This window comes from Sphingobacterium thalpophilum (genome assembly GCF_901482695.1).
In the GTDB taxonomy this organism is placed as follows: domain Bacteria; phylum Bacteroidota; class Bacteroidia; order Sphingobacteriales; family Sphingobacteriaceae; genus Sphingobacterium; species Sphingobacterium thalpophilum.
Genome location: NZ_LR590484.1, coordinates 3160726 through 3173740, shown reverse-complemented (window position 1 = coordinate 3173740; position 13015 = coordinate 3160726). Strand labels below are relative to the sequence as shown.

Below are 13015 nucleotides of genomic sequence, written 5' to 3'. Positions count from 1 at the left end.
CCTACGTATATTATGTTATACGCTATGCCCGACAATCATGATTTCGAGAGATAGCCCCTACGCCCTGACGACTTAGGTTATCTCTCCGCCCGGACATAACCTTTGCAAAATCAAAGGGGCTGATCCGAACCGCAGGCATTGAAGGAACAGAACTATAAAAAGTTACTTTTTAAGCCCACTACCTCGTTTTTATCACTGTTTTAATATAGTTCCGGTAACTATGGTTTATATAAATTCTAGCTTCATCATCTTCTAAAATCAAGATACATGATATACAGCGCGTTAAATAAAGATAACAATATGTATAAGAAGGTTCTTTCCTGCTCACCAGAAAAAAGATTGTTGTGGAGGGATAACTACACTATTTATGCTTTCATAGCACAAACTTATGGACTACTTTGTCCTACTTTCAATTTCATCTGAGAGAGCTTGCCATAAAAAGAGAAAACGAGGTGACAAACACTCAGATCCCGCGTTAAAATAGTTTCGTATATTTCGCTCGAAAAATTACACAATCTGAGGAATATTCTTTAGATTTACTATACAAGTTGACCTGTAATTATTAACGATTTTATGAAAGTAGAAGTATCGCCAAACTTTAAAAAGCACGCGCGCAAAACTATTCTATCCATCTTTGTTTTTGCATTCACTTATATTTTATTGCTCGTCCTGGCCATTGGTTTAACAATCGGCTTCACCTTGTTTGGTCTATTTATCTTCGCATCCAAACCGATGTTCCTAACAGGCGTGTTATGTTTGGGCCTGATTGCCTCCGGACTTACCATTTTATTCTTTTTGCTTAAATTTGTATTTGCCCAAACCAAGACCGACACCAGTCATCTTACAGCGATAACTGCCCAAGATGAACCCCAGCTGTTTGCCCTTATTGATGAAATCGTCAACGAAGTGGATACCAGTTTCCCGAAGAAAGTTTTCCTGTCGCATGATGTCAACGCATCCGTTTTCTACGATTCAACCTTCTGGAGCATGTTTCTTCCGATAAGAAAAAACCTTCAGATCGGAATGGGGCTAATCAACGTGGTAACACAACAAGAGCTAAAAGCGATACTGGCACACGAATTTGGCCATTTTTCCCAGCGAAGTATGAAACTAATGAGCTATGTCTATCATGTCAACCAGATCATCTATAATATGCTGTACAAAAATGAGGCCCTTGATAACACATTCGAAAAATGGGGAAATGTCAGTGGCTATTCGGCTATTTTCATAGGTATATCTGTTTTCATTATCCAGCAGATCCAAAATATCCTCAAGTATTTGTATGAATATATCAATCTAAATTATTTGGCCCTATCGAGGGAAATGGAGTTCCATGCGGATGAAATCGCAGCGCATGTTGCGGGATCAAAAGCCTTAGCGGACTCTCTGTTGCGGCTGGGATTTGCAAATCATGCACTGGAATATGTACTCAATTTTTATGAAGGTAAAATTCCTGAACAGGTTCGGAGCAATAACATTTATCCTGAGCAGAGCTTCGTTATGTTACTCCTCGGACAAAAAAATAGGTATCAGTTGGAAAATGATCTCCCGCAGATCCAGCTGGCAAACTTAAAAAAATATGATAAGTCGAAGTTGAATCTTGACAACCAGTGGGCTTCACATCCTACTGATGAAGACCGTATCAAAGCACTACAACAAATAAATATTGTAAAGAACGAAACCAACAATGCTCCTGCAATGGCGTTACTGACCAACGATGGTGCTATCGCCCAACAGATTTCGGACAAGCTATTTTCAGGCGTTCAGTATGAACAAGTACCCGGCATTCTGGAAATTGAATCGTTTAAAGCACAATTCACAGACCGATTCAATAAATATACATTTGACCTCAAATTTAATGATTTCTACGATTTCAATAATCCCATATTGAAAAACGAGTTACCGGCACCGCCAATACAAGAGGGTCTGTCGTTCGAAATCTTATATGCAGATAGCCGGGCCGAACTGATTTATGAGCTCAATAGCCTTAAAAATGACAAATACGTTGTCGAAGCAATAAGCAATGGCGAGGTTAAATTAAAAACGTTTGATTATGGCGGAAAAAAATACCGGCATACAGAAGCATATGAACTGCTGCAAAAAATCGAAGGGGACATAGTAGCGACCGAACGGTTAATAGATGGATATAACCATCAAATCCACCATTACTTCACCCAGCTGTCGGACAGTATGAACCGACGGGAAGAATATGACCGGAAATATTATGATTACGCGGCTTTCCATAAAACCTTTGACGAATATCATAGCCTCTATGATGAAATGTCAAAAAATTCTGAGTTCATTTTTAAGACCACACCGTTTGCTGAAATTGAAGCCAAACTGAGTGATCTTAAAAAAAGGGAGCCCAGATTCAAAAACAAACTTCGTAAACTACTCGAACTACCCAGCGCTACGCAGGACATGGATGAAACAGTATTATCTTCGCTGAACACGTATATTCACAATGATCTGGTGTATTTCAATACCAACCAGTACAAAGAAGAAAATCTTGCCATTATGGTAAGCGCTATTTCAGAATATAAAAAGATACTGGACAATAACTATTTCAAGAAGAAAAAAAACTATCTGGATTTTCTGCTGGAACTTGAACAAAACAAAAAATAATCTTATGTCTGCGGCCCATCCGAAAGTAGCCATCAACAAAAAGGAGTGACGACCGACACTTGACAGGTAGAGTCTGACCACGGTAACAATAAAATGCTTACATTTGATTTTCGTAACTTACTTAGTCATGAGCGAAACATTGGAGACCCTACAGGATTATTATCGGCGACTCAGCCATCTACATACAAACGGCAGTGATCTGCTCGATGTGGAACTGGGAAAATCACATTTCAACATATCACCGCGTAAATACTGTGATTTCAAAACGCCCTATAACCGAAGGGATTTCTACAAGATCAGCCTTATCTTGGGAAAAGGCAGGTTTAAGTATGGACAGCACGAACTTTACATCGATCGTCCGGCGCTATTTCTGCCCGCATTAAACATCCCTTACTCCTGGGTGTGCGATAGCAATAGACAAGAGGGTTATTTCTGTCTTTTCAACCAGGAATTTTTCTCGGGCAGCCAAACTTTTGAACCGTTCAAGAAAACCTCATTGTTCAAGGAGTGGAGCAAACCGATTATTTTTTTGAATGATGAGCAACTGCATTTGATCACCACGCTGTTTGACAATATGTTCCGGCTCAACAACTCCAATTATGCCCTTCGCTGCGGGGCTATAAAGAGCAACCTCGCGGCGGTATTACATCTCGCATTAGAATGGCGGGTAGAAGATATCCATATACAGGACCAATCGGGCAGCGCAAGAATGTATCGTCTGTTTGACGAATTGCTCCATAAACAGTTTCCCTTAGATTCGCCTGCATACCCCCTCGAACTGCGTACCGCAGCTGACTTCGCCGCGCGGCTCAACGTGCACGTCAATCATCTTAACGCCTCTGTCAAAGCAGTCACTAATCTGACCACCACACAGATTATTAAAAGAAAAATTTTTGAAGAAGCAAAAAACCTGCTCAAATATACGGATTGGAACGTCGCAGAAATTGGTTATACCCTAGGGTTTGACGAACCGGCACATTTCAATAATTTTTTTAAGAAAAATGCTGAAGTCTCCCCGCTGAAGTTTCGGCAGCAGAACAAGTGATCTTTGATTTTAACAATTTTTACTTTGAGAGATAAAATTAAGCACAGCTTAAAACTGCTAGCTTTGTCTTAAATGAAATACGCAAAGCTATGTTGAAAGAAGCGTCTGCACAACGGATCAAATTGGTCACGCTCATGGCATATGTATCAATGCCTCTGTCGGGCTTTGTCACCGACATCTATCTCCCCTCTTTTCCGGCTATGGCCAATAGTTTGGCTGTGCAGGAACACGATATTCAGATCACTTTGACAGCCTATCTCCTGAGCTATGGTATATCGCAGCTATTTATTGGCAATATATTGGACAGCATTGGTCGCTATCACCCTAGACTCATCGCCTTGACTTTAGTGATTCTCAGTAGCCTGCTAATCGCAAAGAGCGACAGCACCCTCATTATCTGCTTGTTGAGAATCGTTCAGGGAATAGCCATTTCCACGTTGGTGGTCGCGACCAGAGCGCTTTTTGTTGACCTATATCAGGGCGAACGGCTGAAAAACTACCTCAGCTACTTTACCATTGTCTGGTCCTGCGGTCCCATATTGGCTCCTTTCCTTGGCGGCTATCTGGAAAAAATATTTGATTGGCAGGCAAACTTCTATTTTTTAGCGTTCTACGCCTCGGGGCTTCTGCTATTTGATCTTTTTTATGGCGGTGAAACCATTGCACAGAAGAAAAGGATAAATCTTAAGGACAATCTTGTACTATACAAGATGATGTTGCAAAATAAACTATTCTTATTAGGTATTTTGGTATTGGGACTGAGCTATTCTATCGTGATGCTGTTTAATATCACAGGGCCTTTTATTATTGAAAACAGATTTCATTTTACAGCCGTCACCATTGGTCATTGTACATTGGCGCTCGGTTTTTCCTGGATGATCGGTGGGTTTATCGCCAAACCGCGTCTGAAATCGGAATTTAAATCACGTATTGTTTTCCCGGCCCTGTTTCAGGCAATATTGATCATTATCTTCATTATGATCAGCCTAGTGGCGCAAAATCTCTATATTATGATCAGTTTCGCTTTTTTGATCCATATTATTTCGGGCATTTTATTTACCAGTTTCTTTACCAGCAGCATGCTTTTTTTCCCACAACATGCAGGCACCGCTGGCGGACTCATGGGCGGGCTGGTCTACATCATTACTTCTTTATCCAGTTTTGTTATCGCATTAAGCGGACAAGTAACAACGCAGTTTGGCCTGGCATGGCGCTATTTGATTTTTGCAGCTTTACTCACATGGATCATTATCCGTATGTGGCGACGGCAGGATACGCATTTAAAGAAAAAAATATAGGCACTATTCGATCCGCTCACACACATACCCCCACTCTAACATTTTCCTTATAACACGATGGGTCTCAATAGCTGACTGTGACGATTCAATCCTTAAGATATGCTCTTCATCCTCAAGATCAAAATTAATCTTATACGACGAGAATAATTGGAGTAGCGTGTCAACAATCTGCTGAGCCTCCTTATTCTTATAGACATTCGTTTTAAAAATTTCTACCTTTTTCATTGTACTTATTTAGATATCGAAGTTAAATCTTTATACCGGCCCTCTAATCCAGTAAGTTATTTTGGATCCGCGCATTTCCTTGAAATGAACGGACAGGGAAAAGTTTCCCCTTTGGATACTCCCGATGCTCGCCCAAAGCATTTGCTGTGACGGACTTTCTATCCTGCCCGGCGGGTGGATTGGTAGCTATAGCTGCTGCACCAACCACCAATAGGATTATTAACGCATTAAATAAATGTACCATATGTTTAGAATTATTCCATGCCGAATTTCTAAAAAGTATAAGGCCGATGCTATGATTTTTCGGTAAATAGCATATTTACGTCGGTAAACCGTAGATTTTCCATTATTAATTAAATGCTGTTACTACCCTGCCCGCCATGAAAGACTCGTTCAGGCTACTTATCGATTAAACTCGACCTTAAGGACGGGGGCAAATGAAAAAAGCCACATCCTTGAGAATGCGGCTTCGCTGTATATTAATTTAAATGGCTCGATCGGAAGGTCCCGTAGATAGGGGGATCTGGACGATGATTGTTTTGTCCGGTCAAGTGCAACAACCCCCTGTATTTAGCTATGCGGCACTGATTATGCTTAAGACGAAAAATGCTTATATGCGCATTGCCGGGCTGCCTTCATATGATTTGTCGAGCAAAGATAGGAATAGATGATTTGGGGGATAATTATATTTACAATTCGTCCAGTTTGGTTTAATATTCGTCGCGCAGGCAGAAAATTGGCGATTCGATACAATTGACATATCTTGGACAATCGGTCGGCAAGTCATAAGCGCCAAATTTGTAAATTTGATAAAGAGTCGTCGTGCCTCAGATGAATGAAGCCGAGATGCCATCATTTAGACTCATGGGGAATTCTTATTTACATGGAGTTTCATCAAGAGCGACAAAAAATATAATTGGATGAAAAAAATAGGATTTTTATCGTTTGGACATTGGTCCAAACACCCTGCCTATAGCACGCAGACAGCGAGCGACACTTTATTACAGTCAATAGATCTGGCTGTCGCTGCGGAGGAAATCGGGTTAGATGGTGCTTACTTTCGTGTACACCATTTTGCCGCACAGCTTGCTTCACCTTTTCCTCTTCTGGCTGCTGTCGGTGCAAAGACCAACAGGATCGAAATCGGTACAGGCGTCATTGATATGCGGTACGAAAATCCGCTCTACATGGTGGAGGATGCTGGCGCTGCTGACCTGATCTCTGAAGGTCGCCTACAGCTCGGGATCAGCAGGGGTTCACCCGAGCAGGTGATCGACGGCTGGCGATATTTTGGATACGAGCTGGCGGAAGGAGAGACCGACGCAGACATGGGCCGCCGCAAAGCATTAGCGTTTTTAGAAAAACTGGACGGCGTAGGTTTTGCCACCCCTAATCCCTATCCGATGTTTCCGAACCCTCCGGGTCTGCTGCGGCTAGAGCCGCATTCACAGGGCTTACGTGACCGTATCTGGTGGGGCGCAGCGTCCAACGCTACGGCAGTATGGGCAGCACAAAACAGAATGCATCTCCAAAGCTCCACGCTAAAGTATGATGAAAGTGGAAAACCGTTTCATGTGCAACAGGCCGAACAGATCAGATTATATAAGGATGCATGGAAAGAGGCCGGCCACCCGGGTGAACCGCGGGTTTCGGTCAGCCGATCGATCTTTGCTTTGGTAAATGATATGGACCGGTATTATTTCGGGCAAGAGACAGACAGAGCCGACAAAATCGGTTTTATCGAATCCGATAAACGTGCAATTTTCGGAAGAAGCTATGCTGCTGAACCCGATCAGCTGGTGAAAGAGCTGGCAATGGACGAAGCTATACAGGAAGCAGACACGCTGCTGCTGACGATACCCAATACTTTGGGTGTTGATTATAACGTGCATGTACTACGGGCTATCCTAGAACATGTTGCACCTGAACTGGGGTGGCGGTAAACTAATGCCAATGGTAAAGAACATTCGATACAAAACCAAAATTGCCGTAATCGGAGCTGGCCAGGCGGGACTTTCTTCCGCCTATCATTTGAAGAAACTGGGATTACAAATCGGCGGGGACTTTATCATTTTGGACGAATCCCCAGCCCCCGGAGGCGCCTGGCAATTCCGCTGGCCATCGTTGACGCTCAGCACCGTCAACAAAATTCATGATCTACCCGGAATGGGGTTTGAAGAGACACTCAGCAGCAAGCAAACCGAAGTACAGGCCAATATTGCCGTTCCGCATTATTTTGATCTTTATGAAAAGAAATACGGACTACAGGTATACCGGCCGTTGAAGGTTCAAAACGTATCTCTGGTAGAACCTCGCTTCCATATAGAAACTTCAGGTCCTTCCTTTTCGGCGCTGGGCATTATCAACGCAACTGGTACCTGGGAAAATCCGTATATCCCAGCTTATCCGGGAGCGGAATTATTTCGAGGCGAGCAGCTGCATACCAAGGATTTTAAAACGGCAGACTATTTCCTGAACAAACATGTTATTATCGTAGGTGGCGGCATCTCTGCTATCCAACTGCTTGATCAGATCTCCAGGATAACCAGCACGACCTGGGTTACCAGACGTCCGCCCATATTCAGAGAAGGTCCATTTGATGACATGGCTGGCCATGATGCCGTCGCAAGGGTTGAGGAACGCGTTAGACAGGGCCTTTCACCTTTATCAGTGGTATCGGTCACAGGCCTTCCCTACTCGTCCGAAATTCAGGCCATGGAACAGCGAGGAGTACTCAAGCGAAAGCCTATGTTTAGCGAGATCACCAGCACAGGAGTAAAATGGGAGGACGGTAGGGAGGAAAAGGCGGATGTTATCCTTTGGAATACCGGTTTCAAAAGTGCACTGGAACATTTAACCCCTGTGCTGCCAAAAGAAGAAAATGGAGGAATTCTCATGGGTGGCAGGTTAGCCACAATGGTTGTCCGTCAACCACGGATCCACCTTGTCGGCTATGGGCCGTCAGCATCCACGATCGGCGCCAACCGCGCAGGACGTGCGGCAGCCAAAGAACTACTGGAGACAATTGAAATATACAAATGAAATTTATCGTTACTTTTATTCTCCTTGTCATCTTACAGCAGCTTGCTGCTCAAGAATATCCACGGCTTGTTCCATTCAAGTCTGACGGCGAACTGAAACTGATGGACATCTCCACGGCCGAGGTGGTATCACCGGAAACATGGAACAACACAGGAGCTTACTATGTGGGTGGAGATTTCAAAAGCTATATTGTAAGCAATACTGAAAACAAGGCAACCGTTATTGATGCCCGGACAGGAAAAGAAATACTTTTTGGCCGTCTGGACAACGCATGCGGTGAGCTCAATATCAATAACCACCGCTATTACCATTTTGAATCAGAGGGCAGTTCCATCCTTTTAGCGGATGGGACGACGACAATCTCATTAAACCGCCAATACTCCAAAATCGAACCAAACAGCAATAGCTGGGACAATGGCAGTCCAGAAGGCCAGCAGTACGTCTGGGCATTAAAAGATGATGGCACCTACGATGTCCTTAATGCGAACAGCAATTTTACTAAGTTGAGCCCATTACCTATTTTTGACAGTTTTGATTTGATCTATGAAATTCACGAAAATGAACCCATGACGTTGATCGGATTTGCCCTCGGCAACAAAGCGGCTATACGACGTGACTTTGCCCAGCAATATAATATTCCTGAATCCGCAGAATTCGTAGACATATACGATATCGACTTTAATAACATTGGCAAGGCTGCTTACCAGCAAGAAGCGATTGGAGAACTTCTACAAAAGAATATTCAGCTCCGGGGAAGCCTAATAGCACCTCCGTCGATGCGCCAACAAGTAATAGTCCCCGGAAATACGAAGATCACCCTCAATGATGAATTTAGTCTTATTCCGACAGCAGATCATACCGAATTGATATTGGTCAACACGAAGCAGGGAAACACTCCAGTATTGGGGAAGACGCATTTCGACTATCGCTATATCAGTACTTCCCAAAATTTAAAGGCACTTTTGCAGATCAGACATGCTGAAAGCGGCAGTTTATTTTACTTTGATTTCAACGGCCTCTATTTTCCCAGAGGAACTCCATTAATCCCTGAACAATTCCGCCAATGGGAGCAGGAACTGACAGCCCCCTAATAGACATATGCAGAAAATGAAACAATGTATCGAAAAAAAAGGAGATAAGAATTGAACGCCATGGATGTGTCAGAATAATGAGCAACCGATAAACTTGTTAGTCACAGCCATTTTATCATAGTGTAATTCTATATACTGTTCGACACTATCAAACTGTAACTACACATCCAATGACGTTCAATTATAGCCAAATATAACTATTAAAACTAATTAATTTAGTTTATAAACTAAATTAGTTAGTTTTAATACATAAACAACTGTAAATCAAACAAATTATCTTCTCAGCCATAAAGGTAGCATCTGCAATATGTGAGCATTTACGCAGAGCAATGCATACTGATAAATCGCGCAGACAGGCATCGGCAACAGCCAGTCTTACAGAGACCTGCTAATATCGACGACATTAAAGATCTGATCTACATCATCGAGACTGACCTCAAAATCCGGATACTTTATTTTATCGGTATTCAGTGACCGGAGCGTCAGAATGCCTCCAGCTACATCATGATTGGCAATTTCCTTAATAATCACCCCTTCATACTTATGTACAATCACCCAATATCTGTATTTATGGGTGTGAAATTTGGATTGCCATAATTCTCTTTTGATCAATCGGCCTGTTACAATATCGCCATCGAGGACACTTGCATCTGTTCCGTCCGTCATACTTTCGCCACTCACCTCAAAAGAACGATAGACTCCTTTATGAAACTCATTCACTGTGATAAAATGTGCGGGCAGGTCATCCATATATTCAGCGTCCGAAAACCCCGAAAGATACCCCGCCTTCGCCTTTTCGGTTACCAGTTTTGTCTGCATTAGATAACGCCCCGGAGATACCTCATAAAATATATTGTTTTTATTTTCGTCGATGAATTTAATATCGTCAGAAAAATAGCCGATGGATCTACCATTTCCAAAATTGACATGGTTAACTGTGCTGGGCTGGACAAATGAACCTACCTCCTTCCGCTCACCCTTGCCGTATACCAGCCATTCATATCGAATCTGTGGAAAGGCAGTCTGAATCCGTGTTTTCATTGTGAGACCGATAGGATACTCGCCCTTTTTTATACGCGAATAGACTTGCTCGCGCACGCCCAATAGCGCAGCGAACTCACGGTTAGTCACGCCCATCTCTAATCGGATAACTTCAAAATTATTATCTGGATAAAGTTCCATGATTAACAAGTTTTTTAACAATTGTTACACTAATTCATAACAATCTGACGCTAAGTTACACAAGATATTAAACCTAAACAAATAAATAAACCTAAAAACAACATAAAATACTGTATAACAACATTTTAAAGTTAAACAATTTAGTTTATTAAATTGCACTAAAAAGGAATATAATAAAAAATATAATTTTTAAAGCTTGAAAGATTAACATAATTGTTTAACTTTGTTTAACAACATAAAAAGCCAAGAAGCAAACGGGGATGGTGATTGTTGTGACAAACGTAGACTAAGACTGAAATAAACGATTTAAAAGGAAACACCATGGAACATATCATCACACGAGATTCAATGCTCATCCAAACGCATGCCCTATCCTATAGGGATGGACATGATATTACGCAAAGAAAAAGCACACGCCAAGTTTCCGCTTTCGCGGAAAAAGAAAAGATAGGAATCAGTCAGGGGCCACAAAATAAAAAAACGAATACGCAACATATGAACACGCTATATTATTCTTTTATGATGAGCTTTTTAAAAGAACATCATCCCGATATTTTAAAATCCATCAACCGCATATATGAGCCTGACCTGTCCAAAATCAGCACAGTCATCGATTACTACTGCGATTTCATGGGAATCCCCTCGCAGCAAATTAGAGGTGAGTACATCAAGTACAAAGACATTCAGCATCGCTATAAGGCCATTGCCGTTGTGCTCCGTATCTTCCAGCCCGAAAAACTGGACAATCTGAAAACAAAAGTTAAAAGCAACATTTACAAAGAACTAGGTCCCTGTTTAAAAATAAATAGCGATACCCTTCAGAAGTCGATTATCTGCGCTTGCAATCAATTTGACATGTATAAGGATTTCAAAACGGACGTGAAACAAGCCGCGAATTATTATCTCATCAACACGCGGTTCAATGGTAGATAAGGTGATTTGGAGGGATATGATACCGGTCCGGCAAAGCAAGCTTGCATGTGATACACTTTTACCTGACCGGTATCGATACGTCAGTTATATTTCCTTCGCAGCCACCAGACAATACCGTAAACCACAGCCAGCAACCCCACCAAAAAATAGAGCATACGCGTCACCGCTGGCTCCGTTATCTTTTTATCCTGCCGTCCAAGCACACTAATTGTGTTCTCGCCATACTGAATATGCTGTAGTTTCTGTTCGCTCTTGCCAGACCTGACCTTAACATTTTCGCTTTTCTGCGTCTCGTGTTGCATAAATGTATTATGGAGCCTGCCTTTTTCTATGTGCAAACTACCGTCCGGCCGCAACTGAATACCTTCACCTTCCAGCAGCATTAATCCGGAGACTTCGATCGAATATGTGCTATCTGAGCGCTCGGCACGCACATGCTGCTCGTTAAGTTGTGTGTCTGACCGAAGACCGTTGTGTTCAACGAGCGCTGCCTTATGTAGCTCAGTTGTTTTCACTGTTTTCTTAAATAGACCGCAGCTGCTAACCAATAGCAGCATTACGGTCAATGGAAATACATTTTTCATTTTTAACTTTCTTTAATTCAATTTGCAATTCGCTATAAAGCTTCATCAGGTCGTCATATTTCACCTGTAAGGCTGCCAGCGTTTTTGAGCAGGCGATACGTTCCTCGTTAGCAAGTTTCAGCCCGGCATTCAGGTCTTCGATTATTGCTCTTAAATGCTCGATATCTTTTTCCAGCCGGCTGGCATAACTTTCCCATTTATCGATCACCTTTCCGGCGTTATCCACATTCGTAGCTTCCACTTCCGCCCGCTGTTTGGGCCGCCCTACGAGGTATCCGGCGATGGCGGTGACGAGCGGAACAATAAGTTTCTCCAAAATTTCAAGTAGTTCCATGATCGTCCTTTTTTATCAACATTTTAAACTTTGACCAAGGAAATTGCTTTCCCGGATCCTCCTTTCGTCCTGCCGCAATATCGCTGTGACCCAAAATCTCCTGAATCGGATACTGGGCAATAATGGCTTTACATACGTCGACTGCCGCAGCAATCTGCTTGGCAGGGTACACCTCCTGCCCTTTATTTTGCAGTTCGATACCTATGCTAAAGCGATTGATATCGTTCAAACCTTTCCAAAAACTTACACCAGCATGCCAGCATTTGACATTAAGAGGTGCCAGCTGGGTGATAGAGCCTTCTCTGCTGATATGCAGGTGGGCGGACACTTTACTTTTGGGATCCAACATCCAGGTAAGGGCACTAGTAGCATTAGATGCTCCGTCATAATGCATAATGATATAGCGTGGTCTAATAATTCCACCTTTGTTGGGCGTCTCCCGATAGGTTGCTCCCGTAATTTTGTGATCTTTAATTTCCATGTCTTTGTTGTTTAATTTGATTTGAAGCGCCTCTGTAAAAAATATTTCGTTTATATTGTACGGTGCTCCTGCACCGATGAAGTAGTGACTGATCAGCATTTCAATACAAATGTAGATCGGATAAAGGCCCAAAAGCTGGAATATCAACGATATCTGCGCGGTAGAAAAAAAATAC

At 42.5% G+C, this 13015-nt stretch carries 13 protein-coding genes; 7 read left to right on the top strand and 6 right to left on the bottom strand.

The features are described 5' to 3' along the window. The first annotated feature begins 573 nt into the window (after window positions 1-573). The 3 genes from FGL37_RS13240 (at window position 574) to FGL37_RS13230 (ending at window position 4968) form a co-directional block, all read left to right on the top strand. A complete protein-coding gene (locus FGL37_RS13240; protein WP_028072257.1) occupies window positions 574-2625 on the top strand; it encodes a M48 family metallopeptidase in 2052 nt (683 codons plus the stop codon). Between the two features lie 127 nt (window positions 2626-2752). Next, the gene (locus FGL37_RS13235; protein ID WP_028072258.1) at window positions 2753-3670 is read left to right on the top strand and encodes a helix-turn-helix domain-containing protein; all 918 of its coding nucleotides are present in this window, start codon (window positions 2753-2755) and stop codon (window positions 3668-3670) included. An 89-nt stretch (window positions 3671-3759) separates the two neighbouring features. Next, window positions 3760-4968 carry an MFS transporter gene (locus FGL37_RS13230; protein WP_028072259.1) on the top strand — a complete coding sequence of 403 codons (1209 nt, stop codon included), beginning with the start codon at window positions 3760-3762 and terminating at the stop codon, window positions 4966-4968. Window positions 4969-4971: 3 nt separating this feature from the next. Here the strand turns inward: FGL37_RS13230 and FGL37_RS13225 are convergent, their stop codons facing one another. Both FGL37_RS13225 and FGL37_RS13220 read right to left on the bottom strand, forming a co-directional pair. Further along, a complete protein-coding gene (locus tag FGL37_RS13225) occupies window positions 4972-5193 on the bottom strand; it encodes a hypothetical protein (RefSeq protein ID WP_028072260.1) in 222 nt (73 codons plus the stop codon). 43 nt (window positions 5194-5236) lie between these two features. Next, window positions 5237-5437 (bottom strand): hypothetical protein, encoded by a 201-nt coding sequence (locus FGL37_RS13220; protein ID WP_028072261.1) that lies wholly within the window; start codon window positions 5435-5437, stop codon window positions 5237-5239. Window positions 5438-6113: 676 nt separating this feature from the next. Between FGL37_RS13220 and FGL37_RS13215 the strand changes: the two genes are divergently transcribed. From FGL37_RS13215 to FGL37_RS13205, 3 genes are read left to right on the top strand one after another with little or no spacing between them, the layout of a single operon-like run. Then, window positions 6114-7136: an LLM class flavin-dependent oxidoreductase gene (locus FGL37_RS13215; RefSeq protein WP_028072262.1), complete on the top strand. Its 1023-nt coding sequence runs from the start codon at window positions 6114-6116 to the stop codon at window positions 7134-7136. Window positions 7137-7146: 10 nt separating this feature from the next. Then, a complete protein-coding gene (locus FGL37_RS13210; protein WP_028072263.1) occupies window positions 7147-8235 on the top strand; it encodes an NAD(P)-binding domain-containing protein in 1089 nt (362 codons plus the stop codon). Beyond that, the gene (locus FGL37_RS13205) at window positions 8232-9326 is read left to right on the top strand and encodes a hypothetical protein (protein ID WP_028072264.1); all 1095 of its coding nucleotides are present in this window, start codon (window positions 8232-8234) and stop codon (window positions 9324-9326) included. The genes FGL37_RS13210 and FGL37_RS13205 overlap by 4 nt, the downstream gene beginning before the upstream one ends. Before the next feature lie 375 nt (window positions 9327-9701). Here the strand turns inward: FGL37_RS13205 and FGL37_RS13200 are convergent, their stop codons facing one another. After that, window positions 9702-10508, bottom strand: a complete 807-nt coding sequence (locus tag FGL37_RS13200) for a hypothetical protein (protein WP_051607356.1) — start codon at window positions 10506-10508, stop codon at window positions 9702-9704. 321 nt (window positions 10509-10829) lie between these two features. Between FGL37_RS13200 and FGL37_RS13195 the strand changes: the two genes are divergently transcribed. Beyond that, window positions 10830-11441: a hypothetical protein gene (locus FGL37_RS13195; RefSeq protein ID WP_028072265.1), complete on the top strand. Its 612-nt coding sequence runs from the start codon at window positions 10830-10832 to the stop codon at window positions 11439-11441. Between the two features lie 80 nt (window positions 11442-11521). On the opposite strand, the gene FGL37_RS13190 is transcribed toward FGL37_RS13195, so the two are convergent. Genes FGL37_RS13190 through FGL37_RS13180 form a run of 3 tightly spaced genes read right to left on the bottom strand, consistent with a single transcriptional unit; the run spans window position 11522 to window position 12840 of the window. After that, on the bottom strand, window positions 11522-12025 hold the full coding sequence (locus tag FGL37_RS13190; protein ID WP_138096826.1) for a hypothetical protein: 504 nt from the start codon (window positions 12023-12025) through the stop codon (window positions 11522-11524). After that, entirely contained in the window at window positions 11982-12359 is a 378-nt protein-coding gene (locus FGL37_RS13185; RefSeq protein ID WP_028072267.1) for a hypothetical protein, read from the bottom strand. Before FGL37_RS13185 ends, FGL37_RS13190 begins: the two co-directional genes overlap by 44 nt. After that, window positions 12346-12840 carry an N-acetylmuramoyl-L-alanine amidase gene (locus FGL37_RS13180; protein ID WP_138096824.1) on the bottom strand — a complete coding sequence of 165 codons (495 nt, stop codon included), beginning with the start codon at window positions 12838-12840 and terminating at the stop codon, window positions 12346-12348. Before FGL37_RS13180 ends, FGL37_RS13185 begins: the two co-directional genes overlap by 14 nt. Window positions 12841-13015 lie beyond the last annotated feature (175 nt).